The organism is Fictibacillus norfolkensis, from assembly GCF_014836645.1.
Taxonomy (GTDB): domain Bacteria; phylum Bacillota; class Bacilli; order Bacillales; family Fictibacillaceae; genus Fictibacillus; species Fictibacillus norfolkensis.
On record NZ_JACSQM010000001.1, the window covers coordinates 112,159 to 136,421 of the forward strand.

At 36.9% G+C, this 24,263-nt stretch carries 26 protein-coding genes, 2 tRNA genes and 1 other annotated feature; of the genes, 6 read left to right on the forward strand and 22 right to left on the reverse strand.

The annotated features are described in order from the left end of the window. Nucleotides 1-109 precede the first annotated feature (109 nt). Nucleotides 110-374 (reverse strand) — a binding site (T-box leader). A 3-nt stretch (nt 375-377) separates the two neighbouring features. The 4 genes from ilvD to H9648_RS00545 form a co-directional block, all read right to left on the reverse strand. After that, on the reverse strand, nt 378-2,045 hold the full coding sequence (gene ilvD, locus H9648_RS00530) for a dihydroxy-acid dehydratase (protein WP_191751871.1): 1,668 nt from the start codon (nt 2,043-2,045) through the stop codon (nt 378-380). Between the two features lie 24 nt (nt 2,046-2,069). Beyond that, on the reverse strand, nt 2,070-2,972 hold the full coding sequence (gene ilvE, locus H9648_RS00535) for a branched-chain-amino-acid transaminase (RefSeq protein WP_191751872.1): 903 nt from the start codon (nt 2,970-2,972) through the stop codon (nt 2,070-2,072). Nucleotides 2,973-3,678: 706 nt separating this feature from the next. Then, the gene (locus H9648_RS20575; protein ID WP_318243477.1) at nt 3,679-3,903 is read right to left on the reverse strand and encodes a type II toxin-antitoxin system HicB family antitoxin; all 225 of its coding nucleotides are present in this window, start codon (nt 3,901-3,903) and stop codon (nt 3,679-3,681) included. 94 nt (nt 3,904-3,997) lie between these two features. Beyond that, nucleotides 3,998-4,258, reverse strand: a complete 261-nt coding sequence (locus H9648_RS00545; RefSeq protein ID WP_191751873.1) for a hypothetical protein — start codon at nt 4,256-4,258, stop codon at nt 3,998-4,000. A 228-nt stretch (nt 4,259-4,486) separates the two neighbouring features. Here H9648_RS00545 and H9648_RS00550 point away from each other — a divergent pair, with 228 nt between their 5' ends. Continuing rightward, nucleotides 4,487-5,824: a DNA cytosine methyltransferase gene (locus tag H9648_RS00550; protein ID WP_225218663.1), complete on the forward strand. Its 1,338-nt coding sequence runs from the start codon at nt 4,487-4,489 to the stop codon at nt 5,822-5,824. 33 nt (nt 5,825-5,857) lie between these two features. Beyond that, nucleotides 5,858-6,064, forward strand: a complete 207-nt coding sequence (locus H9648_RS00555; RefSeq protein WP_191751874.1) for a hypothetical protein — start codon at nt 5,858-5,860, stop codon at nt 6,062-6,064. Nucleotides 6,065-6,112: 48 nt separating this feature from the next. Here the strand turns inward: H9648_RS00555 and H9648_RS00560 are convergent, their stop codons facing one another. After that, nucleotides 6,113-6,898 (reverse strand): PmeII family type II restriction endonuclease, encoded by a 786-nt coding sequence (locus H9648_RS00560; protein WP_191751875.1) that lies wholly within the window; start codon nt 6,896-6,898, stop codon nt 6,113-6,115. Nucleotides 6,899-7,104: 206 nt separating this feature from the next. Between H9648_RS00560 and H9648_RS00565 the strand changes: the two genes are divergently transcribed. The 3 genes from H9648_RS00565 (at nt 7,105) to H9648_RS00575 (ending at nt 9,156) form a co-directional block, all read left to right on the forward strand. Beyond that, entirely contained in the window at nt 7,105-7,341 is a 237-nt protein-coding gene (locus H9648_RS00565) for a hypothetical protein (protein ID WP_191751876.1), read from the forward strand. A gap of 155 nt (nt 7,342-7,496) precedes the next feature. Beyond that, nucleotides 7,497-8,087, forward strand: coding sequence for a helix-turn-helix domain-containing protein (locus H9648_RS00570; RefSeq protein ID WP_191751877.1), 591 nt, complete (start codon nt 7,497-7,499; stop codon nt 8,085-8,087). Between the two features lie 520 nt (nt 8,088-8,607). Continuing rightward, entirely contained in the window at nt 8,608-9,156 is a 549-nt protein-coding gene (locus H9648_RS00575; protein ID WP_191751878.1) for a tyrosine-type recombinase/integrase, read from the forward strand. Nucleotides 9,157-9,600: 444 nt separating this feature from the next. Here the strand turns inward: H9648_RS00575 and H9648_RS00580 are convergent, their stop codons facing one another. After that, nucleotides 9,601-10,374, reverse strand: a complete 774-nt coding sequence (locus tag H9648_RS00580; protein ID WP_191751879.1) for an HNH endonuclease — start codon at nt 10,372-10,374, stop codon at nt 9,601-9,603. A gap of 107 nt (nt 10,375-10,481) precedes the next feature. Between H9648_RS00580 and H9648_RS00585 the strand changes: the two genes are divergently transcribed. Beyond that, complete coding sequence (locus H9648_RS00585; protein WP_225218664.1) at nt 10,482-11,621, forward strand: Shedu immune nuclease family protein; 1,140 nt, start codon at nt 10,482-10,484, stop codon at nt 11,619-11,621. A gap of 68 nt (nt 11,622-11,689) precedes the next feature. Here H9648_RS00585 and H9648_RS00590 read toward each other — a convergent pair whose 3' ends face one another. From H9648_RS00590 to H9648_RS00665, 16 genes are all read right to left on the reverse strand, one after another. Beyond that, nucleotides 11,690-12,154 carry a hypothetical protein gene (locus tag H9648_RS00590; RefSeq protein ID WP_191751880.1) on the reverse strand — a complete coding sequence of 155 codons (465 nt, stop codon included), beginning with the start codon at nt 12,152-12,154 and terminating at the stop codon, nt 11,690-11,692. 3 nt (nt 12,155-12,157) lie between these two features. Further along, nucleotides 12,158-12,532, reverse strand: a complete 375-nt coding sequence (locus H9648_RS00595) for a DUF1878 domain-containing protein (RefSeq protein WP_191751881.1) — start codon at nt 12,530-12,532, stop codon at nt 12,158-12,160. A 147-nt stretch (nt 12,533-12,679) separates the two neighbouring features. Continuing rightward, entirely contained in the window at nt 12,680-12,934 is a 255-nt protein-coding gene (locus H9648_RS00600; RefSeq protein WP_191751882.1) for a hypothetical protein, read from the reverse strand. A 101-nt stretch (nt 12,935-13,035) separates the two neighbouring features. Beyond that, nucleotides 13,036-14,052 carry a tyrosine-type recombinase/integrase gene (locus H9648_RS00605; RefSeq protein WP_191751883.1) on the reverse strand — a complete coding sequence of 339 codons (1,017 nt, stop codon included), beginning with the start codon at nt 14,050-14,052 and terminating at the stop codon, nt 13,036-13,038. Nucleotides 14,053-14,212: 160 nt separating this feature from the next. Further along, a tRNA-Arg gene (locus H9648_RS00610) sits at nt 14,213-14,289 on the reverse strand. Between the two features lie 188 nt (nt 14,290-14,477). Further along, nucleotides 14,478-14,551: transfer RNA gene (locus H9648_RS00615), tRNA-Gly, on the reverse strand. 81 nt (nt 14,552-14,632) lie between these two features. Continuing rightward, nucleotides 14,633-15,163 carry a metallophosphoesterase family protein gene (locus tag H9648_RS00620; protein ID WP_191751884.1) on the reverse strand — a complete coding sequence of 177 codons (531 nt, stop codon included), beginning with the start codon at nt 15,161-15,163 and terminating at the stop codon, nt 14,633-14,635. Further along, a complete protein-coding gene (locus H9648_RS00625) occupies nt 15,148-15,756 on the reverse strand; it encodes an XTP/dITP diphosphatase (protein ID WP_191751885.1) in 609 nt (202 codons plus the stop codon). Before H9648_RS00625 ends, H9648_RS00620 begins: the two co-directional genes overlap by 16 nt. A gap of 130 nt (nt 15,757-15,886) precedes the next feature. Then, nucleotides 15,887-16,924 carry a GerMN domain-containing protein gene (locus H9648_RS00630; RefSeq protein ID WP_191752642.1) on the reverse strand — a complete coding sequence of 346 codons (1,038 nt, stop codon included), beginning with the start codon at nt 16,922-16,924 and terminating at the stop codon, nt 15,887-15,889. Nucleotides 16,925-17,121: 197 nt separating this feature from the next. Continuing rightward, nucleotides 17,122-17,916, reverse strand: coding sequence for a glutamate racemase (racE, locus tag H9648_RS00635; RefSeq protein WP_318243467.1), 795 nt, complete (start codon nt 17,914-17,916; stop codon nt 17,122-17,124). Between the two features lie 213 nt (nt 17,917-18,129). Then, on the reverse strand, nt 18,130-19,842 hold the full coding sequence (gene ptsP / locus H9648_RS00640; protein WP_191751887.1) for a phosphoenolpyruvate--protein phosphotransferase: 1,713 nt from the start codon (nt 19,840-19,842) through the stop codon (nt 18,130-18,132). After that, a complete protein-coding gene (locus H9648_RS00645) occupies nt 19,842-20,108 on the reverse strand; it encodes a phosphocarrier protein HPr (RefSeq protein WP_191751888.1) in 267 nt (88 codons plus the stop codon). Before H9648_RS00645 ends, ptsP begins: the two co-directional genes overlap by 1 nt. A 13-nt stretch (nt 20,109-20,121) precedes the next feature. Beyond that, nucleotides 20,122-22,194, reverse strand: coding sequence for a glucose-specific PTS transporter subunit IIBC (gene ptsG / locus H9648_RS00650; protein ID WP_191751889.1), 2,073 nt, complete (start codon nt 22,192-22,194; stop codon nt 20,122-20,124). Nucleotides 22,195-22,391: 197 nt separating this feature from the next. Next, nucleotides 22,392-23,267: a glucose PTS transporter transcription antiterminator GlcT gene (gene glcT / locus H9648_RS00655; protein ID WP_318243468.1), complete on the reverse strand. Its 876-nt coding sequence runs from the start codon at nt 23,265-23,267 to the stop codon at nt 22,392-22,394. Nucleotides 23,268-23,395: 128 nt separating this feature from the next. Continuing rightward, on the reverse strand, nt 23,396-23,620 hold the full coding sequence (locus H9648_RS00660) for a helix-turn-helix domain-containing protein (protein ID WP_066243534.1): 225 nt from the start codon (nt 23,618-23,620) through the stop codon (nt 23,396-23,398). 155 nt (nt 23,621-23,775) lie between these two features. Continuing rightward, nucleotides 23,776-24,243: an acyl-CoA thioesterase gene (locus H9648_RS00665; RefSeq protein WP_191751891.1), complete on the reverse strand. Its 468-nt coding sequence runs from the start codon at nt 24,241-24,243 to the stop codon at nt 23,776-23,778. Between the last annotated feature and the right edge of the window lie 20 nt (nt 24,244-24,263).

A 24,263-nucleotide genomic window follows, 5' to 3' on the forward strand; every position in this document is an offset into this window, starting at 1 on the left:
AACCTTTATTTAGTAAAGACTTTTCGCGAATCAGTTGTTGCTCTTAACAACAACGTCTTAAAAAAAAATAAAAAAACTTCTCCACCCAAATGGACAGGTCAATCCTATCCAAAGGGGTGAAAAAGTTTTCTTTTCCACGGTACCACCCTTATTCACAGTTCATGCACATTTACGCAAGAACTGCCTCAAGACGAAATAATCGTCATTTGATAACAAGCGATAAATAATGGTCTTATCGCTTGGCCCTTCCTACTAAGAAACGTTCAAAAGGACACTCAGGAGGGATGTCCTGGTATTAGGGATAACCGGTTCACAGCAACCACCGGCTCTCTGTATATCCCACATCTACCATTGTTCTCCGTCATCGTTTTAATGATTTAAATTTTTAAGATTCCTCCAGTATTAGCTGATGTTACAAGCGCCGCATAGCGTGCGAGGTAGCCTTTTTTGATCTTCGGCTCTGGTTTCACCCAACCTTCTTTTCGTTCTGTTAAGTCTTCTTCTGTTAATAAAACGTGAATCGTTCTATTCACTAGATCAATTAAGATTGGATCACCATTGTTTACGAACGCGATCGGTCCGCCTTGTGCCGCTTCTGGCGAGATGTGACCGATAGAGATCCCTCGAGACGCCCCAGAGAATCTCCCATCCGTGATCAGCGCTACTTTCGTACTCAATCCTCTTCCAGCGATAGCAGAAGTGGGAGAGAGCATCTCCGGCATACCTGGTCCACCCTTCGGTCCTTCATATCGAATGACAACGACATGCCCTTCTCTTACTTCACCATTATTGATGCCTTCGATTGCTTCTTCTTGAGATTCATAGACGATTGCCTCGCCTTGAAATGTTTTTATTGAAGGATCAACAGCTCCCACTTTGATCACACAGCCATCTGGTGCAATGTTTCCATAAAGTATAGATAAACCGCCTACTGGTGAATATGCGTTATCTTTTCTACGAATAACATCATCATCTAAAATTTCCGCATGCCGGACTCGGTGCTCTAGCGTTTCTCCACTTATCGTTAACCGATCGTTATGGATGGCACCTTCCATTCTACAGAGTTCATTGATGATCGCACTGACACCGCCGGCTCTGTGAACATCTTGCATGGAATAATCCGAAGCCGGACTAATCTTTGATAAATATGGAATACGCTCTGCGATCTCGTTGATTGATGATAAGTCATAATCAATCTCAGCTTCATTTGCGATGGCAAGCATATGAAGAACGGTATTTGTAGAGCCGCCCATCGCCATGTCCAATGCAAAGGCGTCATCAATCGCTTCTTTCGTTATAATATCTCTAGGTTTTATATTGTTTTTCACGAGATCCATAAGTGATGTTGCAGCCTCTTTGATCAGTTCTCTTCTTTCGTCTGAGGTAGCAACAATCGTACCATTACCCGGCAGTGTAATTCCTAGCATCTCCATAATGGAATTCATGCTGTTGGCTGTAAACATCCCCGAGCATGATCCACAAGTCGGGCAAGCACTCGTTTCAAGTTCTAATAGTTCTTCTCTCGTCATCTTTCCAGCTAAGTGAGAACCTACTCCTTCAAATACCGAGGCAAGAGATAGGGATTTTCCTGCCATAGACTTTCCAGCTTCCATCGGACCACCTGAAACAAATACTGCAGGAACATTCGTCCTGACAGCTGCCATTAACATACCAGGCGTAATCTTGTCACAGTTAGGTATGTAGAACACACCGTCGAACCAATGGGCGTTAATCACCGTCTCTGCTGCATCTGCAATGACTTCTCGACTCGGCAGCGAATACCTCATACCGATATGGCCCATCGCAATTCCATCGTCTACACCGATGGTATTAAACTCGAACGGAATTCCACCAGCTTCTCTAATGGCTTCTTTTACCCATTCACCTACTTTGTTTAGATGCATATGCCCCGGAATAATATCAACATAGGAATTACAAACACCGATAAAGGGTTTATCCATATCCTCTGGTGCAACTCCCGCTGCGTGGAGAAGACTTCTGTGCGGGGCTCTATCGATTCCTTGCTTGATCATATTACTGCGCATATCTGTAACACTCCTATACTTCTTTTATCCAGCTTGAACGGCTTGGTTTGGATACACCTTAACTCCTTCTTCAACTACTTTTTCTCTGAAGAATTTTAAAAGTTTGTTCGTATGTTCACCTGGTGCTCCATTTCCGATTACTCTTCCATCTACTTTTACTACTGCAATAACTTCAGCTGCAGTTCCAGTTAAGAATACTTCATCAGCTACATAAACATCATGTCTCGTGAATGGCTCTTCAACCATGTTGTATCCTTGTGCTCGTGCGATCTCTACAATTGCGTTTCGAGTAATTCCTTCTAGAGCCCCTAAGTATCCTGGAGGCGTCTTAATGGTATTCCCTTTGATGATGAACACATTATCAGCAGAACCTTCCGCCACATACCCTTGATCGTTCAGCATCAATGCTTCACTTACTCCTGCAAGGCTAGCCTCGATCTTAACTAAAATATTGTTCAGGTAGTTTAGCGATTTAACTTTAGGACTTAACACATCCGGGCGGTTTCTTCTGCTTGCCACTGTTATGATCTCTAAACCTGTTTCATAAAGTTTTTTAGGAAATAGTGCAAGCTGTTCTGCAATAACAATGACTCCCGGTTGGCCGCATGTAAAAGGGTCCAATCCTAGATTTCCTTTTCCTCGTGAAATTACTAGTCGAATATAAGCATCACGATATTTGTTTTTCTGGAGCGTTTGAACGATGATGTCTGTTAGTTCTTCTTTAGTGTGTGGAATTGTCAGCATAATGGATTGAGCTGATTCGTATAAACGCTGAAGATGTTCATCTAGTCGATATACATTCCCGTTATAGACTCGAATACCTTCAAACACCCCATCTCCATATAAAAACCCATGATCGTAAACCGAGACTTTGGCGTCATCTTTTAATACGTGCTCACCATTAACATAAACCCATTGCTCCTGCATCGTGATCCTCCTTTACGTGTCAATTTGAATTATTTGAATTTTTTAAAAATATTTTAATAATTGTTGACAATATTACGCCCATCTTATTAAAGAATCAACCACGAATTTTGGATTTTTTACTGAATTCTGACTTTTCAGTTATTTTGTACACGCTTTCATTCCCATGCCCATAAGGTTTTGAAGCTTTAACGCGTCACATTGTAAACATTTTTAAAGCGCTTTCAACAAAAAATAAAAAAACACGCTTGATATCCTTTAATAGAGGACATCAAGCGTGTCGAAAAGTTGTTATTATGTAAGTATTATGGCGTCCCAGGAGAGATTCGAACTCCCGACCAACGGCTTAGAAGGCCGTTGCTCTATCCGGCTGAGCTACTGGGGGGGATGCTGTTCCTTATCAGCCAAAACACTGGCATATCAAAGGTTAGCACAGATTAAGTTTTCACTGTATAGCTACAATATATAATAGTTGGGATTAGTACCTTTCCCTAACAAAGTTCTATTACCTTATTCAACAGAATAACTCAAACCCCTCATGTTATCAAACAATTTATTTATCTAATACTGCTACTCTAGCAGGTATTTCCCTTAATTAATTTGGAATCCCCTAAACTTCTCTTAGGTTAAGATGGCAATAACTATATAAGGAAGTAACTGTAACAGTTAACACCCCTGACATCTGAGACTTATGCTGACAAAAAAGAGCTTATTTAGCTCCCTCCCTAAAGTTATCAGTATCAATCTGTATCATTACTAGACTAGCTCCCTCAGGTACTTTAATGGTATCAGACTTACTAGGAACAGGAATAACCTCTCCATCCTTCTCCATTTCTGATAACATTAAGCCTAGAACATCCTGAGCATATTCTACAGCTCCTGTCAGAGTATCAGCATCTGTAAAGCAATTATCAATATCAGGAAAGCTGACAATAAAACATCATGAGCCATCCAGTTTCTCTTTCTCAATCAAAGCATAATATTTGTACATACCCATCTGATTGACCTCCTATTTCCTAAACAATCTCTCAATTAGTCATTTCTAACAATACCCTATCTAGTCTAGCTATATTTAACTTACCTACTGTAACTACATTTACTTTGTTAGTTCTATTAAAGTTTATAAATAATCCCTGTTCTAAGTGTTCTATCCATCTTTCATAACTCAAACTCTTAGGCATTGCTTTAGCCTTGAGCAGTTCATCATTTAGCTGTACCTGCTTGTCATCAGCATACCTAGATAAAAGTACCAGTTCCTCCTCAGTTAAAATTCCTTTATCCTCATACATAAACTCATCCTCTTAAATAAAACTCCTATTTAAGTCATTCAGATAATAAGCAAAGATAATGAGTAAATCAATGTAAAAAAGTATGGTTGCATCTATATAAGGTATAATGTTTGTTTTTGTCTGAATTTAGCTTTTCTTGAATCATTTTTATTGACTACCTCAGGACAAACCCTCATAATAACCCTATAAAAGTTAAATATTATTTTAACTCCAATGGAGGGTTACAAGTTGTATACTATAAGCAAAGACAAAGTTAGAGTACATATGAAAAGACATGGCATATCTACACAAAAGGAATTAGCTGAGCAATTAGGTATCAGCAAAAATCAGCTTTCTATGTTATTATCCCCTAATTTTAACCCTATTAAGTCCAATGCTCTCAAACTTGCAGAAATCTTAGATGTAAACTTTGAGGAGATTATTGACTCTGAGCAGTTTGCATTACCTTTAGATGCAGATACATTAGGAGAGCAGTCTCAGGATGATGTAATTAATGTAGCAGACTATGAGGGTCATGATTATGTAGAGGTAAGAGGATTAAAGGCTCATAAGGAATATACAGGTATTGAGCTTTTTGCAGGAGCAGGAGGTCTGGCTCTTGGACTTGAGGAGGCAGGGTTCCATTCTAAAGGTCTTATAGAGATTGATAAGTATGCCTGTCAGACTCTCAGAAAAAACAGACCTAACCTTAATGTTATTGAAAAAGACATTATAGAAGTAGCTGAGCAAGGTATCAGGAACTTTGTTGACATTGGTATAGGAGAGCTTGACCTGCTATCAGGAGGCTATCCTTGTCAGGCTTTCAGCTATGCAGGAAAGAAAATGGGTCTATCTGATGCTAGAGGTACAATGTTTTATTACTATGCTCAGATATTGAAACAGCTACTACCTAAAATGTTTTTAGCTGAGAATGTAAGAGGATTACTAAATCATGATGAGGGTAGGACATTTGCTCTAATGCTTAAAGTATTCTCTGATATTGGCTATACAGTTAAATGGAAAGTCTTAAGAGCCTTAGACTATGATGTAGCTCAAAAAAGGGAAAGATTAGTCATGGTAGGGATTAGAAATGACTTAGTTGAAAAATATAATTTTAGCTACTGTCTACCTCAGCCTTATGGCTATGAGCTAACTTTAAAAGATATTCTACAGGATGTTCCTAAATCAGATGGAGCTAAGTATCCTGAGTCGAAAAGGAAAGTCTTAGACCTGGTACCTCCAGGAGGATATTGGAGAGACCTCCCTGATGAGATTGCTAGGGATTTCATGGGTAAGAGCTATTACTCAGGAGGAGGCAGAACAGGAATGGCTAGAAGGTTATCATGGGATGAGCCTTCATTAACATTAACCTGCTCTCCCGCTCAGAAACAAACTGAGAGATGTCATCCTGATGAAACTAGACCTTTCACAGTTAGAGAGTATGCTAGGATACAAAGTTTTCCTGATAGTTGGGAGTTTGACTGTTCACAGGCTAATGCTTATAAACAGATAGGAAATGCTGTCCCTGTAAACATGGCTAATGCTATTGGCTTATCTATTGTAAATGTATTAAATCAGATAAAATAAATTAATCCATATTGAGGATAGGGAGATATTGGAATGTTAATTAAAAAGATGTATGGGTTACACAATTGGTTTTATGAAAAAGAGGAGCTTATACCTGAAAGTCATTTTGATGGTAAAGATTCTGTAGTCGCAAGATACCTTATCCTTCATGAGGATGTTACCGATATTAATGCTTATGATGTCCCTTACGTTGCTGATACGCTAGCAGAGGCAGAGATAGAATTAGGATATAGCCTATAAAAATGAAAAAAGGGATGGATGCAATTACAGCAACCTCCCTCTTTTTTGTTACAAAATATATTCCCCTTTATCCTCAGCAGCTATCTTCTTTTCGATAACAGGTTTTAATTGCTTTGGCTTTAATGTATCCTCAATTTCTTTAGCTAAAGTCTTAATCACATCCTCAATCATTTCAGAACCATCAACCTCAGAAGCTACATCACCTATAGCATCTGTAAGTTTTTGATAGAAGTCTAGCTCACCTGTTAGTCTGTACCAGAACTCCTGACCAACTATAACAGGATACTCTTTGTTGATAGTCTTATAATGATTACTTAAATCATCAGGAGTACCATAAAATACACCTACCACTAAATCATCAAAGCTGATACTCAACTTATTAGTCCTTGCAAGGTTTTTAATGCCTTGGAAATGCCCTTTGATAGTCTCAATATCATCTTTATTGATAGTGTTTGGACCTGCCTTAATTTGACAGTATTTCTTTCTGCCATCTACCTTATCAAAAAACTCAATATCAATACCTGATGTTGTAGATGCAAAGCCCTCTAATACCTCACTACAAAATTTCTGTAATCTATCTCCAAAGATAGTATTTATGGATGTACCCAAAACCCTTGGATAGACTAAAGCTCTAGCAATACTCTCAGAGTCATCATTTCCAGTTAGAAAGCTGGCTTTATACTTATCCAAAAATGGATTAAGGTTAAACTGCTTTAATTTTTTTAGTTTAAGAGTATTAGCTTTGTGGCTTGGAACAATATCATCTTTGAAAAATTTCTTTGCCTTTTCTATTATCTGTACTAAGGCATCCTCACTTAATTTTGCTTGACTCAACACATTTCCTCCTCTCCCCTATAAACTGACTACACTCTGCGGAAAAATAATACAGTGCTATTTTACCATTTTTTCCATGTGCCTTAAAGCCCCAGAAATAAGTCTCACTGAAACAGTATCAGAAATAATCTAAAGAACATCAGGAGTTGTCACAGTTTCTCTACTCTTTCTAATTATAGTAATGAAGAAAGAATGAGGAGGTCAATATGATGTTAGGGTTTAATAATGTCAAGCTAACTGATAGGGATGTCTACAAAATCCTTTATTACAGTAAAGTGAAAGGTCTGCTCCCATTTCAAATTGAGGAGCACTTCACTGTATCAAGAGCAACTATAAAAAACATTGTCAATGGAAAGAGCAGGAGAGACTGTTATGAGGCTTTCATGGAGTACAAAGCAAAGCATCCTAGAAAAGTAAAACTATTGTTTGAGGGTGAGGAATGAGTTTAGAAGTCCAATTTTAATACCATAACTAAATAACTGTATTAACTAACTAACAAAATAACTGGATAACTCAATATCTACTTTTGTAGCAAAGATAGAGGCTAAGCCTCACATCAATGATTAATAAAAAATTATTTGTAGAGGAGAATTACAACATGGGTAAGATAACTGATAAAGATATACAGAAATACAAGAACCTCATGAAAAAGCAATTAGAAGAAAGATACATTAAGCCTGAGCAGGTTACTCAACCTCTATTTATTGTACAGAATATTATATCCTATGATGATTGGACAGAAGATGTAATCTATATGCCATATGTATCTACTAACATTTTTAAAATTTACAACAGTGGTTACTTGAAAGGTCTGCCTAATGGATTAATAACATTTATGCAAGCACTTTGCTCCCATGTAGATAAAGATGGATTTGCTTTTCCATCTGTAGATAGATTAGCAGAGATGACAGGACTTGGTAGGTCTACAATTCTTAGCTACATCAAGGCATTTGCTAATAATCCCATTAGTGGAAAAGTATTATTTTATAAACAGACTATCAAAAGAGGTAAAGCACAGTATGACCTCAACATGTATTATGTTCCAAATTGTATTGTAGCATTTACTGACATTGATGACTTAAAGACTGATGAGGAAAAGCTCCAATTGTTACAACAGGAGCAAAATGAGACTAATATTTTTGAAATGCCTGATATAACAGATGAGGACTATATGGATGAAGTATCTTAATTTAAATAGCAATTACTTAGCATATTTAATGGATGCTATTAGGAAGGCTATGGAGTTTAATGGTTTTTCAATGCTAAGAAAGGTGGATATATTTCTTTTATGATGCAATTGTTAATCCTGATAATGAATAATTGAGTCAGCTGAATAGATAATAAACTTCTGTTTTTTTATTACTCTTTAAATCTCCTCAAACTCTTCCCTGTCCTGCAAGTCTGGTCTTGGATTTATCACACTAAAGGAATACAGTGTTACCAAGGGATGTAGCTGAGAAATATCCAAGAAAATAAGAGTCCATGCAATATCAAAAATATTTTTTCTGAGCCTGAAACAAATAAAGAGCAATTTCTAATCAAAGTGCCTATCTCCATATTCCAAAAAAGTAACACAATGTAATTATGTTACCTATAGATTGTTGTTATATCAGACTATAACTGCTATGATGGTTAAAGAAAATAATTTATGTAACATAGTGAGTCTTAATTATTACATTTTTTCTACATATAGCAGGGGGAAAATAAAAGTGAATACAGCTCAGCCAATCACTGATATGAAACTGATTAAGGATGTTATGGAAGTCTATAGAAAAGGTTCTAAGCAGTATTTACTGTTAGCTTACAGTCTGAATACAGGGCTTAGAATATCTGACATACTGAGGGCAAATGTTAAGGACAGCTTGAGAGGTATATGGAAGAACAGAGAGGAAAAGACCAATAAGGAGAAGTTGATAGAGCTTAACCCTAAGCTACAGCTACTGATAAGGGATTATGTTGTGGCAGAGGAATTAGCTGAGGGGGACTATCTCTTTTACAGTAATAAGGACAGGAGTAAGCCTATAAGCAGAGTACAGGCTCACAGAATAGTAGCTCATGCAGGAGATATGATAGGCATCACACTAAGCTGTCACAGCCTTAGAAAGACCTTTGGTTACATGGCTTACAAACAGGATGTAGACTTAGCACTGCTTCAGTATATCTTTAACCACAGCTCACAAGCAGTAACATTAAGATACATTGGTATTACTCAAGATGAGGCAAACAAAGTAACTACAAGATTATCAATAGGAATATAAGTGAAAATAAGTTAGGCTCAGGCAGATGCTGTAATGGTGTCTGTCTCTTTCTTTAAATGTAACAGCTCCTATCACCTCTCAGACTGCTTAAATTACTGTGCATTGAACAGTACAACAAACATGATAAGGATTCATGGCTGTACGACTACCTGAAAAGCCTGTTGCCTACTCAGCCCCCACCATGGGAACACCCCCTCTTAGAACTTGGAGCAAGGCAAATAAAACATACGCGTTCCATTTTTTTATTATATGTAATAATATTCCAGTTTACTCAGCTACAGATTTGCTAAATAGCAATTTCCTAAAAAATTTAGCATTATATTTTTATAAACTGGCAGGATGATAAAATAAAGAGAACTTGCTTAGCCCTCTGAAACTAACTCAATATTAGCCCTTAATTTAATTGCAAATTTATTTCATTACACTGTAATCATTCTAAGGTCTTTATCTATAAAAACTCTGTAATTCCTCTAATGATACTTTAAGTTCTGAGTTATTAAGTCTCTCTCTTCTCTTTAAATACAACTCCTCTAACATATCCACTTTATCCTCAAAAAGAGCAAAGTGTAACTTCTTATGACAGACCATACAGAGGGATACTATGTTTGCATGAACATCTAAGCTACAGTCAAACTGCTCTTGAAATTTCATTGGAATAATATGATGAGCTTCTACATAGTTTCTTTGGCTAAACTTAGATGTAAAGTGAGTATGCTGATTATCTACTTCACATAAGTAATCTGCATCCATTACTGAATCAATTGCATATTTAGGATTTCTACTCCAAATCTTTCTGTTGTTAACAGTCCTATATTTTGGTCTATCCTTTTTAGTATCTACAATGTTTACAGGTCTATTTTCATTGGATATATTTTGCTTAATCTGCTTTTCATACTCTATCTCATCCTTTAATAGCTCTGTTTGATATTGAATAGTCTGATTGTATTCAAGAAACCTTCTATAATGATTTAATGAAACACTATACATTCTATTTCCATTTTTATTTTTTTGGAGAAATTCATTACTTTCTTGAAGTTTTTTTATAACAGAATCAATAACTAAAGGCTCTTCCACATTGTAAAGGTTAATTTCATCCATTCCATAACTAGCTAATTCAGAGCTAATTGTTTCTATAGCATTTGCGTATCTATTTACTGAATATAGAACTATATTTCTATTATTTTCAAGCCAATAAATAAACTCTTTTTTGTTGACCATGTTTTTACATTCCCCTTTTACAGTTTGAGTCAATTATAACTCAATACAATTTAAAAACTTACAATTTATGTATTTAAAAGGTATAATTTATCTAAAAAGGAGTCTATATGATGAAAATTGTTTTAAATTCTACATCAAAGGATTCTGCAATGGGGACTGACATTATATTAAGGGAGAATAATTTAACTAGATTATTATTCAGACCTCAGATTGTAAACAATCAAAAGGATATCAATGCACCAGTAAATGGTTGCTTTATTTTTCAAAAAAAGAAAAAAGATGATGAGTGGGAAGATTTCAAAGATTTTAATCTTACTTCTCTAAAAGCATATGAGGGAATCAAACTTGAGTTAAAGTCAGATGAAATGCTCAAACTAATGACAGAGGCTGATGCTTATTACAAAATACATAAAGAGTATGGCATTATCCAGGGCAGGAGCTGGTTTACAAAAGCAAACAGCCAACTGCAAAAAGTAATAGAGATGTTCAAAAAAGATAGTAGTCTATTTGAAACTCTGCTTGATGAAAATAAGCAAGAATTAGTCAAGCAAACATTTGAATGGATGGCTAACACTAAAAATTCTGAGGATATAATTTCAAGATTGTTAGAGGTAAAGGGAAATGAGCTAGACCAATTAAATAATCTAATTGGAATAACAAATATCAGAAAATTATTAAAGGTCTGGCAAGAAAATTCAGATAATAATGATGAAGAGTTTTGGCAAAGGGTATTTACTGATAATGCTTGGGTATTGAGTCAAATCTTTGCCAGCCCCATGTTACTCTTTGAGGACAAAGCCTATGTTGGTGGTAAAGGAATTGGCAATAAAGGTGGAAAAGTAGTAGATTTCATGTTTAAGAATGATTTATCTAATGATGTAGCATTAATTGAGATTAAAACTCCAAGCACTGATTTACTTTCAGGTAAGTATAGACAAAATATATACTCCATACACAGTGACTTAACTGGAGCAATTGTTCAGGTACTAGGCTACAAGGAAACATTACAAAGAGAATATACATCCTTAAGAGGTAGTTCTGATGAAGATTTTAAAGTTTTTAACCCTATGTGTGTAGTAATTGCAGGGAAAATGAATGACTTGGAAGAACAGAAATTGCAATCATTTGAGTGGTACAGAAAAGAAATGAAAAGTGTAACTATAATTACATTTGATGAGCTGTTTAAAAAAGTGAATTTACTACTTGATTTATTATCAGGAAAACAAGAACAAGAAGAGAGCACCTAAATGCTCCCTTCTTTTTTAGTATTGATTTATAAGTCAGTAATAGGCACTACTAATCATTCACATAATTTTTAATTTTCTTGTTTTAGTTCTTCCATCAAGCCTTTAAGCCCTGTTGATACAATGTCTATTGAGTCTAAGACAGCATATTGCTTTTTATCAATTAATTTTTCATTTTTATCTCCATGTACTCTAAGTGCTTTTTCAACCTCCCTCATTTTTTCAATTAAATCATTATTTTTTGATGGTATTGCATGAATTATTTCACCTACAGTTGTTTCTAACTCTTTGTATCTTTTTTGGACATTAGCTCTGCCATCTGTACCTATCTTTCTGATGTCAGATTTAATCTGTTCTAATTTCTTATTAACTTCTGTGTATATCTCAACTCTTCTGTAGTTTTGAATAACTCCTAAAGTTTCACTTGCTTTATTTGCATATTTTCTTGCTTTAAGCCAAGCTGTGACTGCTACAATACCTGAAATGATTCCAATAAAATCTGCTAATTTTCCTACCACATTTAAAAAGCTATCCATTTATTAAAACCCTTTTTTAATGTGTTGATATTTTGGTAAAACTCTATACAGCTCATCAAACACTTCTTCCCATCTATCATTTTCCCAAAATGCTCTAGTTAATGATTCTACAAAGTGATAATTCCCACTATGTTGAGGAACTATTTCATACATCTCATCCTCAAATTTACCATGACTAACCTTTTCTTTATTATCTATTTTTGTTCTGTACCTATCCATCAAATCCATGATGAGATTGTACTGTTTTTTTGTAATATCATATTCATAAATGGCTCTATCCACAGATGTATTTGAAAAAAGCAAGTTCTGTCTGAAAGTAATTAATTCTATAGTTTCTTCAAGCTCTTGAATTCTTTTTAATAAATCATTGTTCTCCAATTTGAGTCCCCCTTAGTTTTTTAACACCCCTATTTAAATAAACTACTTATACACTAGAATCCCCATGAGAAATTAGCTAAGCAATTAAGATTCTACCTACCTCTAAATAATAAAAGGAGCTGACCAAATCAGCATCCTCTTTATGACTTACCATACTCCATTGTTACTTAAGTAAATCTTAGTAAGGTAGCCAGACAATAGGTTGTAGTAACCCTCATCATTATGAAAAGGCTGTTTAGCAACCTTATCCTCTGTTAGATATTCATTAACTAGTAGAAACTCTCTTGCTTTGCTAATCCATAACTCATATAATTCATGTTTAGCTTTTCCATTTTCAAAAGTAAAACTTTCCCCTAGCTTTAGCATCTCATCTAACCAAGTATCCATCTCAGCATTTTTCATCACTTTTCACCACCTTCTACACTCAACTATACTACTAATTTCTGTATTTAAAAATACAAAAACATACAAAAAAACCTGCTAGAATAGCAGGAGTAAAAGTATTATAAGTATTCCCTAAGGTTGTCAGCAACTTCCTCAACATCTAAGTCCAAATACTGAGTTGTGACAGCTAAATTAGAGTGTCCTAAGGCTTTAGAAATTAATGCAAGGTTAGCCCCTTTTTCTAATAAAGTCTTAGCATAGCCCCTTCTAAGGGCATGAGGATTTATGTTATCTAACCCATACTTTTTAGCATATTTATTTAACTGCTTTGAAATAGCATTGTTTGTAGACTTTGTATTAAGAGATGTGCCTTTGTAACTTATGAACAGATATGAATTTTTTTGCCCATAGTAAGTTCTAATTTTATTGTTCTGATTCATAAGAACCTTTAGCAAATGTAGTAGTTCATCATCAAGAGGCAGCTTTAAAAGTTTATGGTTCTTTAATATTGTACCATCCATACATAATTGCTTATTTTCAAAGTCAATATGCCTTTCTTGGAGTTGCCCCAGTGTATTAATTCTTACACCAGTTCTATAAAGAGTAAGAACTGCCACAGCATCTCTGAGACCAATAAAGGTATTTAAGTCTAACAAAGATAGCAAAACCATTACATCATCCTTCTTAGCACCTTTTTTAACCTGTTTATCAACTTTAATATTGATGCTATGCCAAAATTTTGAGCTGAACCACCCATTATTGAAACACTTACCTAGAATAGCCTTTAAGCATTTGAGCCTTGTCAGCTTAGTCTGATTAGATACTGCCATTGAATTAAGCCACAGATAAATACTATCTGTTGTAATATCCTCAAGGTATTCAACATTTGTAACCTTCCTAAACTGTGCCATGTAGCTTATATAATCAGTCATAGTCCTCTCTCTGTATCCACTAACTGTCATTTGCTGAATAATTACTTCCATAACACTGTCTAAGTCTCTGCCATCTTTCTTACTTGTTTTAGCTGTTGTAGGTACCTTTGCCCCTGATAACTTTTCTTGTATACCTGTAATATTTCCTTGATTAAACAGATTAATGTCTGCCTCTACATCAAATATGCCTTTTTTCTTTGTCATACTGTCTCCTCCATTGTGGCTAATAAGTTGGAGGTAGCAGAACTTTTGCTGAAATATTGTAGGTATAAAAAAGAGGATGCTCCCACAGTGTTATAATCTGTGATAGCATCCCTTATCTGTTCAAAACCCTGTCATATCAAGGGTTAGACTGTAAGTATTATGGCGTCCCAGGAGAGATTCGAACTCCCGACCGTACGCTTAGAAGGCGTATGCTCTATCCGGCTGAGCTACTGGGACATATGTATTGGAGCCCCTTTCGCATAGCAATGGCGCTTTCCGCAATTACCATGCGCTGCGGGCACACAGTGATTTGTTCCACCCGTCGACTGTGGATACAAATATATTTTTATCATGCATTTTAATTGTAAGATCTGTTAACTTCAGATGTAACTTTTCATGGACCATTTGAACGTGAGAAAAACAAATGGAGCGGGTGATGAGAATCGAACTCACGACCAGAGCTTGGAAGGCTCTTGTTTTACCACTAAACTACACCCGCAGACAATTTAGACCTTGTCGCGACGACATAACTAAATATACATGATATCTAAATTATAGTCAACCCATTTTCTTAACTTTTTTATTTTCTTACCGTTTTCTTTTCAAATGTTCTACTTAACTGATCGATACGTATACCATCGAGTGAATAAAAACTTACCGAAATACTATTATCTTCAATTTCTAATAAAGCATAAGTCTTTTCAAACGAACCTCTAGGCAGCCTGATACTGCCTGGATTAATAAAAATCATTCCCTCACGTTCAAATGCCTCAGCTATGTGTGAGTGCCCAAAACAAGCAATTGTTGCGCCTGTTTCCTCTGCTCTGTATGCTAGTGAAAGATAAGACATTTTTACATCGTATAGATGACCATGTGTTATATATATACATGTTTCTCCCAGCAGCTCAATGGCTTCGTTAGGAAAATCATCGCCTAAATAATCCATATTTCCTTTAACCGTTACAAATCCAGACATTTCTTTAGATGATGTCGAAAGCTCAGAATCACCGCAATGGATCATAAGATCTACTTTATTTTGATAGCGGCTCTTTAACGTTTCTAACTCATCTGTTAACCCGTGACTATCACTAACGATTAAGGCTTTTCCCATAAGAGATCCTCCTCATTGATCAGTTTTTTTAGTTTTTCCAAAGCTATTGCTCTATGACTAATTTTATTTTTTTCTTCTTTTGCTAACTCTGCCATCGAACGATTTAATTGAGGAAGAAAGAAAATCGGATCATACCCGAAACCTTCCGTTCCCTTCTTTTCTCTTAAGATCTGACCTTTACATTCACCTTTTACAACTAGCGTTTCTTTTTGAGGTCTTGCAAAAGCCAAAGCACATACAAATTGAGCGTTTCTATCGTTATCTTCAACATCCTGAAGTTCTTCTAAGACTTTGTTCATGTTCTCTTCATCACTTTTATGTATACCTGCATATCTAGCTGAATAAACGCCAGGTCGTCCTTCTAACGCATGAATTTCTAATCCAGAGTCATCTGCAATAACAGGAATATTCATCTGTTTAGAAATGGTTTCAGCCTTTAAAATAGCGTTCTCTTCAAAAGTGACTCCTGTTTCTTCAACATCAGGACTTCCTTCAATATCGTTTAAAGAAAGGATTTCAACTCCAAGGCTTTCAAACATGGATTGTAATTCTTTAGCTTTGCCTCTATTTTTCGTTGCGACTAAAATTTTCATGTGGTTTATTCCTCCGATAAAAGTAAATCTTAACTTAATGAATCAATATGTTAAATCCCTATATTAATATGGACAAAATAAAAAAGAAGCGAATATCTCGCCTCTTTACTGTATCACAACCTATTTGATTTTAAAATTCACCTGTATTCACTTCTTTAGGTCTTGAAACTGGAGCAGTGAGTTCTTTCCCTTTTTCATTAAAGATCTTTGACTTCCCATCGACTTTAATCGCTACTTTCTTCACTTCAGATAGTTCAGTAAGAGAAAGAACAATTGAATTTAATACTTCATCTGCAATCATGCTTTCTTCTTTGTTATCCAGTAAAGCTCCATTGAAGTTTAGTGTAACCACACCATCTTTGACGACAGGTGTACTCAACAGTTTCACATCTGTTCTAAAATCTGTTAGAAGGCTGCTCTCAGCAGAAGGGCCATCAATTAGATGTTCGATCGTTGCTGTTACTTTATCTGTTCCCTCTTTTGCAACTCGGCGCGTTACAGGTACATAATACGTTTGATCCTGTGTCTGTGCCAAGAAATAGAGCGTTACGAGTTCACTATTCGTGATATCTGCCACACTGCCATTTTCGAGGTTTATACCGTCAACGCGACTCACACCGTCACCAACTGGTGTATTGTTAACAGGCATTGAATTTTGGTTCTTTCCTGCGATTTGTATTTTAACTTTCTTTATGTTGTCAAACTGAGTAAGTGTAAATGTAATAGCTTGCAGAATCTTCATTTCATCCGCTGCATTATACTCTGTGAACTCTTTAGAAAAATTTGCTGTAGCTGTTCCTTTTTTGATATTTACCGATAACACTTCTGTATCTGCTGGCAGAACAGCTTGAAAACCGTTAGGAAGCAAATTACTGATTGGCCCATCTTTCACAAGATACTGCAGTACTTGTTTAGCCGTTTCATCGTTCTTTGGAAGAGCTAGTACCTGTGGGACAACCATCCCGTTGCTGTCGAATAAAAACAGTTGCCGCTTATTCGTTTGCTCTGCACTCGCTGCTTTATCCTTCTTATCAAGTGACTGACCTTCTTTCACGTAATTCACTTTAGGGGGATCAAGCTCATTTCCTGCTTTCTCTCCCCATAGTCCGCAACCTGATACCAGCAATGAAGCTGATAATATGATAAGCGGTGCTCCTGACTTCATCATTTTGCGCATACTTTCCCTCCTCAAGTGGTTTGTACTACTATGTATACGAGCTACCCTCTCCCGTTAGACCACTTGTACAAAAAATAAAAGAGATTGGCATTAATCAAAAGAAAAGAGCAGAATCCCTAAATGGATTCTACTCTTTTCATTTCAATATTCTCATTATGAGGTAACCTAATTTTCGTGTTTTTTGAAAACTACAACTTAATACATTCTACTTTTTCAATCTTGCGGTCTAGCCAATGGTTAGCGATCTTCAGGAAATGATTGCTCTCTGCTGTAGCTAAGAATCGATGCATCGGTTTAGCATCTTCTGTATTTAAGAGCCCGCTATGATCTAAGATGACAGAAACTTCACGCGCAGTTTCTGCACCTGAACAGATCAACGTGATATGTTCACCCATCACTTGCTGTATGACAGGTCTTAACAGAGGGTAATGAGTGCATCCCAAGATTAACGTATCGATGGAAAGATCCTTAAGCGGATATAACGTTTCTGAAACTGCGCTTAATGTCTCTTCACCTGATAACTTTCCTTGTTCAACAAGCGGAACAAACAACGGACATGCTAAACTTTCTACGATCACATCATTACGAATCTGCGTTAGTGCCTGTTTATAAGCACCACTATTGATCGTTCCGACTGTCCCGATTACACCGACATGATTATTTTTCGTCGCTTTTAAAGCGGAACGGGCACCAGGATGGATAACACCTAAGACCGGAATGTCTAACTTTCTCTTCGCTTCTTCTAATACTGCTGCAGTAGCTGTATTACAAGCGATAACGAGCATCTTAATCTCCTGTTCTAAAAGAAAGTCAATCATTTCCCATGTATAAGTCCTAACCTCTTCAAAAGGTCTAGGGCCGTACGGACACCTTTTTGTGTCTCCTAAATATATGATCTCTTCTTTCGGCAGCTGCTTCATGATCTCTCTTGCAACCGTTAAACCTCCCACTCCTGAATCAATGACTCCAATGGGTCTATTCAAAAACATCGCCTCATCTCTATATACATTACTGGCGTTTAATCACTGTTTTCTATTCTGCTAATATTTTTATGAAAATGCAAGACCATTCGTTAATGGAATGTTTTAAACCCTCGCAACCTGGAGCGGAAATCAACCACTCCCGTGTCCAACCATATTACCTCAAACATCTATAGAAAAAGACTATGGAAATTTCCCCATAGTCTTTTTTCTACTTTAGAAATTTTCTTCTGCAAACTTCACAACGTCTTCCATCGTTTCCATTTGTAGAATTTCATCCATGTGTGCACTTATCTTTTCTTTAGACAGACCTAGGATCTGACTACGAGCAGGAAGTACAGATGTAGCACTCATCGAGAATTCATCGAGGCCGAGTCCAAGAAGAATTGGAATTGCGATCGGATCGCCTGCCATCTCCCCACACATACCAGCCCATTTGCCTTCCTTATGAGCTGCATCAATAACCATTTTTACTAATCTTAAGATCGCTGGATTGTACGGCTGATACAAGTAAGAAACTTGTTCGTTCATACGATCAGCAGCCATCGTATATTGAATCAAATCGTTTGTACCGATGCTAAAGAAGTCAACTTCTTTAGCAAATGTATCTGCCATTACGGCTGTTGATGGAATTTCCACCATGATACCTACTTCAATGGATTCAGATACTTTTATACCTTCTGAAGCGAGCTTTTCTTTTTCCTCTAACAAAATACCTTTAGCAGCACGGAATTCTCCAAGTGTTGCAATCATCGGGAACATGATTTTCAAGTTCCCATATTGGCTTGCTCGAAGAAGTGCTCTAAGTTGTGTACGGAAAATTTCTTGCTCTTCTAAGCAAAGACGAATCGCACGGAATCCTAAGAAAGGATTTAACTCTTTCGGAAGATTTAAATAAGGAAGCTCTTTATCTCCACCAATATCAAGTGTACGGATGACTACTGGTTTACCTTCCATCTTTTCAAGCACTTCACTGTATGCCTTGAACTGCTCTTCTTCAGTTGGAAGTTGGTCACGGCCCATATAAAGGAATTCTGTACGGTATAAACCAACGCCTTCTGCACCGTTTTCTAGAACACCTTTTACATCAGCTGGTGTTCCAATATTAGCTGCAAGCTCAACTTGAACAGAATCGCTTGAGAATGTTTTTTCATTCACTAGCTTTGCCCATTCCGCTTTTTGGTCTTGATATTGTTTTTGTTTCTCTTCATATGTTGCGATTTCATCGTCAGTCGGATTCACGATTACGTGTCCATCCAGACCGTCGATGATTACCACTACACCGTTCTCAACATTTTCCGTAATTGTTTTAGTTCCTACTACTGCAGGAATCTCCATTGAACGTGACATGATTGCTGAGTGAGAAGTTCTCCCACCAATGTCAGTTGCAAATCCTTTAACAAAATTACGGTTTAATTGAGCTGTGTCGGAAGGAGTTAAATCTTCTGCTAAGATGACAACTTCTTCTGTGATGCTTGCAGGTGTTGTAAACGTCACATTTAACAAGTGTGCTAAAACTCGTTTTGAAACGTCACGAATATCTGCAGCACGCTCTTTCATATATTCGTTATCCATGGATTCAAACATATTGATGAACATGGATGAAACATCGTCCATTGCTGCTTCGGCGTTAACCTTTTCATTTTCAATCTTTTGTTTTACAGCATCAACTAGTTCTGGATCGCTCAAAACAAGAAGATGGGCAGCAAAAATCGCTGCCTTATCTTCGCCTAACTCTTTGTTCGCTTTTTCTTTTATAACAGAAAGTTCTTCTTTAGAAACTTTAAGCGCTGCTTCAAAACGCTCTATCTCACTCGCAGAATCGGAGATCGATTTTCTTTCGATCGTTAATTCAGGGTTTTGAAGAACAAACGCTTTTGCGATTGCGATGCCGGCTGATGCTGCAATACCTGAAATTTTTTCAGACATTACTCACCAAGCCCTTCCTTTTTCATTACATTTTCTAATGCTGCGATTGCTTCTTCTGCATCTGAACCTTCTGCTTTGATCACGATTGAAGATCCTTGTTGGATTCCAAGGCTCATTACGCCCATGATAGATTTTAAGTTAACGCTTTTTCCGTTGTAGTCAAGTGTGATATCTGAGCTGAACTGACCTGCTTGGTTAACTAAAGTTGTTGCTGGACGTGCGTGGATTCCTGATTCGCTCGTTACTTTGAATGTTTTTTCTGCCATGATAATTACCCCTTTATTTTTTGAATGTAATAATATTTTCTTCCTCTATAGCCACAGTTCCTGTTTTTTCGACGGAAACTGTTTCATCCGATAGATTCGTGAAAACAATCGGTGTGATTACGGATGGTGCATTTTCCTTAACAAAGTTCAAGTCAACCTTTAAGATCTTTTGACCGATCTTAACTCTGTCGCCTTCAGACACAAAGCTCTCAAAACCTTCACCTTTCAGTTTCACTGTATCGATACCAAAGTGGATGAGAATTTCTTTGCCTGAATCTGACTCAATACCGATGGCATGTTTTGTCGGGAAGATATTCATTATCTTACCATTAACAGGTGAAACCACCAAGCCTTCTGCTGGTTCGATGGCAAATCCATCACCCATCATTTTTCCTGAGAAAACTTGGTCAGGAACTTCGGTGATCGGAAGTATTTTCCCTTTAATCGGAGAAACAAAACGATCATCATCAGTAGAAATGGATGAAGTTGGTGTAGCACCTTCATTGTTTGTTTCCACAACTTTTCCTTGTTCAGGCGTTTTCTCTGAATTCTTCGGTTTAGCTACAGTCTTACCACTGATAATATCTTGAATTTCACTCTTGATCGTATCTGATCGAGTTCCAAAGATCGCTTGAATGTTATTACCCATTTCAAGAACTCCAGATGCTCCAAGTTTTTTCAATCGATTCTTGTCCACTTCCTTAGGATCATTTACAGAAACTCTTAATCGAGTGATACAAGCATCAAGGTTAGAGATATTGGACTCTCCGCCTAATCCCTCTAAAATATTCGCTGCTAGAGAATCTTTATTGGACGGTCCAACATTTGTTTCGACTTCATCATCCACGATTTCTCGTCCTGGTGTCTTAAGGTTCCATTTACGGATCGCAAAACGGAAACCAAAGTAATAGATCACTGCAAATACGAGACCTACAGGAATTACTAGCCACCAGTCTGTACGGTTAGGAAGTACTCCAAACAATAAGTAGTCAATTACACCACCAGAGAAAGTCATACCTATTTTAACATTTAACAAGTGCATGACCATAAAAGAAAGACCTGCGAATATAGCATGAATTCCAAATAATACTGGAGCAACAAATAAGAAAGTAAACTCAAGTGGTTCCGTGATTCCCGTTAAGAAAGAAGTCAACGCAGCAGAACCCATGATACCCGCTACTATTTTCTTTTGTTCAGGTCGTGCTTCGTGATACATAGCCAATGCTGCAGCTGGAAGTCCGAACATCATGAACGGGAACTTACCAGTCATAAATGTACCTGCTGTTAATTCAACGTTATCTTTTAATTGTGCAAAGAAGATCGCTTGGTCACCACGAACAAGTCCTTCTGCTGCAGATTTATAAGAGCCAAACTCAAACCAGAACGGCGAGTAGAAGATGTGATGAAGTCCAAACGGAATCAATGAACGTTCGATCACTCCAAAGATAAATGCCGCAACCGTCAAGTTCGAATTGATCATGCTTTCAGAGAACGTATTAAGTCCATGCTGAACAGGTGGCCAGATGAACGTCATTACAATACCAAGTGCTAAAGCAGATACTGCTGTAATAATCGGTACAAAACGTTTTCCAGCGAAGAACCCTAAGTATTGAGGAAGTTCAATGTTATAGAACCTCTTATATAGATAGGAGGCTAAAATACCGACGATGATACCTCCAAACACTCCAGTCTGAAGTGTTGGAATACCAAGTACGTTCGCAAAAGAAGGATCTTTTCCGATCATATCAGGCGTTACACCTTCAATTACGCTCATGGTTACGTTCATGATCAAGTAACCAATAATTGCTGCTAATCCTGCTACACCTTCACCGCCTGCTAGACCTACGGCAACACCTACGGCAAACAGTAACGATAAATTGGCAAAAACAATGTCTCCCGATTTTTCCATTACGTCTGCAACAAGCTGGAACCATGCTGCATCTAATGCAGGTATTCTTTCAATCAACGCTGGGTTTTTGAACGCGTTACCAAAGGCAAGCAACAGACCTGCAGCTGGTAAGATCGCAACTGGCAGCATAAGCGCTTTACCTACGCGTTGAAGAACACCAAAAAGTTTTTTCCACATAGGAAGTCCTCCTTTTTATTATGATAACCCTTCCATTTACTTTCGCATCAAACAAAAAAAGACATAAATAAGAAACATGAGTAAAATCCCTAATCAGAATTAATATATCCTAATTAAGCATCTGCTACACTTTTGTTTCTTACTTATGCCTGATCGAATCAGTAACACGTAAAAACGAGTTGTTCTATATTCATTTATCATTTGTCTTCATTGTCATAACGCGAAAGCCTTTGCAAATGCATCGTCAAATATACTGCTTCTGCATGGGGCACGGGTTTTTGTAAGGTATTTTGCATAACCTTAATCAACTTCCACGCCAAATTGTAGCATAAAGGATATTCTTCTTTCAACACTTTTGCTAACTTTTCTTGTTCCTCCATGATATCACCCATAGAAATACGCTCTATCGCATGTCTTAAATGACGCACAAGACGTAAATAATTAATGCTCTTTGTATCGATTGATAGGTCTAGTGAATGTTGAATCATCTGCATTAAAGTGTTGATGAGCTCTGAGTGCTTCTTTATGTCAGTTACACTTTTATTGGTTATGGCGCTATGAATATGTAATGCCACAAAACCAATCTCACCTTCAGGAAGATGAATGCCCAGCGACTTATTGATGATCTCGATCGCCTCTTCAGCCACCGTATATTCTTTTGGATATAGTGTTTGTGTTTCAGTTAGGAATGGATTTTTGATATCCATACTTTGTTCTAATCGTTTGATAGCAAATGTAATATGGTCGGTTAACGCGACATGTATATGTTCGTTTAACTCATTCTCAAAACGAGTTCGTATGTGAACAATTACATCATTGATCAATTCTACAATCTTTTCATCTATCGAATCTAATAAGGTTTTATATTGTTCTTGTTCGTTTTCATCTTTCAATACAAATAACTTGTCCACTTGCTTAGGAAGGATCTCTTCACCTGGTTTCTTGCCGAAGCCAATTCCTTTGCCGATAACAATTCTTTCTTCATCGAAGGAATCAATAGCAATAACCACATTATTATTAAGAACTTTTTTTACTTGCAGGCTTTTGTTCATGAATTTTTTCACCTTTTTCATTTAGGTCCATAAACCACTAACATCATAAACTTCATCATAGCGGAAAAAGGTTAGAAAAATCAATTACACTTTTTACCTTTAGTAAAACCAAACTGAAAACGGCTTTCACAATGAAAGCCGCTTTCTGACTAAATCTCGAGTTCTCCAAGCCTCAATAACTCTACAACGGCTTGAGAGCGTCCTTTAACCCCAAGCTTTTGCATGGTATTGGAAATATGGTTACGAACTGTTTTCTCACTAATGAATAATTGTTCCGCAATTTCTTTTGTGGTCTTATCTTGAACTAGTAGTTCGAAAACTTCTCTCTCTCTTTTTGTAAGTAGAGGCTTCGGTCGGTAGTGTTTATCTTTCAATGAATTCACCCCTCCTTGCTAGGGTTTAGGAACCGCCAACGAATATTGGAAGTATTTAGTCAACATATAGTATGTAAAGAATCAGATGGGAGTGACTTGGTTCATTTAAAAAGTATGAAGAATATTACGGATAAACCATAAAAAAAAGCCCATTTTCAAACATGGGCTTTTTTAGAAAAATTATTTAGTTGGTTTTTCAGCTCTTCATTCCACTTAACGGGACGTCCATTTCGTCTAGAAATCTGTACAATAGCACCTCTTCCTGTAAATACAGGAATCTTCTTCTCGTTTATTCCTAAGTAATGTATGTCGATGGAAGATGAGCCTACTTCATTAATTTTCACATAAACTCTTAATTTTTCATCGTACATGATCTGAGCCAAATAGTCACATTGAAGGTCTGCCACAACCGGAATCTCTTCTGAATCAGGAGCACCCCAGTCAGTCATCAGACCTAGTTCCTTAAACATCGCGATTCGTGATTCTTCCATATAAGTAAAGATATTCGTATTATTCACGTGGCCGAATCCGTCAATTTCACCAAAACGCACTTGCAATTCGTGATAAAAAGAAAAGCCCTTCTGCCACTCATCCATATTTGATATGTAATCTTGCCTAGCCAAATTCTTTACCGCCTTTCTTA

Bases quoted from the DNA above. Each gene is read 5' to 3' on its own strand.
- ilvD (WP_191751871.1), bottom strand. From the start codon at position 2,045: ATGCGCAGTAATATGATCAAGCAAGGAATCGATAGAGCCCCGCACAGA.
- ilvE (WP_191751872.1), bottom strand. From the start codon at position 2,972: ATGCAGGAGCAATGGGTTTATGTTAATGGTGAGCACGTATTAAAAGAT.
- H9648_RS00545 (WP_191751873.1), bottom strand. From the start codon at position 4,258: ATGTATGAGGATAAAGGAATTTTAACTGAGGAGGAACTGGTACTTTTA.
- H9648_RS00555 (WP_191751874.1), top strand. From the start codon at position 5,858: ATGTTAATTAAAAAGATGTATGGGTTACACAATTGGTTTTATGAAAAA.
- H9648_RS00565 (WP_191751876.1), top strand. From the start codon at position 7,105: ATGATGTTAGGGTTTAATAATGTCAAGCTAACTGATAGGGATGTCTAC.
- H9648_RS00570 (WP_191751877.1), top strand. From the start codon at position 7,497: ATGGGTAAGATAACTGATAAAGATATACAGAAATACAAGAACCTCATG.
- H9648_RS00580 (WP_191751879.1), bottom strand. From the start codon at position 10,374: ATGGTCAACAAAAAAGAGTTTATTTATTGGCTTGAAAATAATAGAAAT.
- H9648_RS00585 (WP_225218664.1), top strand. From the start codon at position 10,482: ATGATGAAAATTGTTTTAAATTCTACATCAAAGGATTCTGCAATGGGG.
- H9648_RS00590 (WP_191751880.1), bottom strand. From the start codon at position 12,154: ATGGATAGCTTTTTAAATGTGGTAGGAAAATTAGCAGATTTTATTGGA.
- H9648_RS00600 (WP_191751882.1), bottom strand. From the start codon at position 12,934: ATGAAAAATGCTGAGATGGATACTTGGTTAGATGAGATGCTAAAGCTA.
- H9648_RS00605 (WP_191751883.1), bottom strand. From the start codon at position 14,052: ATGACAAAGAAAAAAGGCATATTTGATGTAGAGGCAGACATTAATCTG.
- H9648_RS00620 (WP_191751884.1), bottom strand. From the start codon at position 15,163: ATGGGAAAAGCCTTAATCGTTAGTGATAGTCACGGGTTAACAGATGAG.
- H9648_RS00625 (WP_191751885.1), bottom strand. From the start codon at position 15,756: ATGAAAATTTTAGTCGCAACGAAAAATAGAGGCAAAGCTAAAGAATTA.
- H9648_RS00630 (WP_191752642.1), bottom strand. From the start codon at position 16,924: ATGATGAAGTCAGGAGCACCGCTTATCATATTATCAGCTTCATTGCTG.
- ptsP (WP_191751887.1), bottom strand. From the start codon at position 19,842: ATGTCTGAAAAAATTTCAGGTATTGCAGCATCAGCCGGCATCGCAATC.
- H9648_RS00645 (WP_191751888.1), bottom strand. From the start codon at position 20,108: ATGGCAGAAAAAACATTCAAAGTAACGAGCGAATCAGGAATCCACGCA.
- ptsG (WP_191751889.1), bottom strand. From the start codon at position 22,194: ATGTGGAAAAAACTTTTTGGTGTTCTTCAACGCGTAGGTAAAGCGCTT.
- glcT (WP_318243468.1), bottom strand. From the start codon at position 23,267: ATGAAAAAGGTGAAAAAATTCATGAACAAAAGCCTGCAAGTAAAAAAA.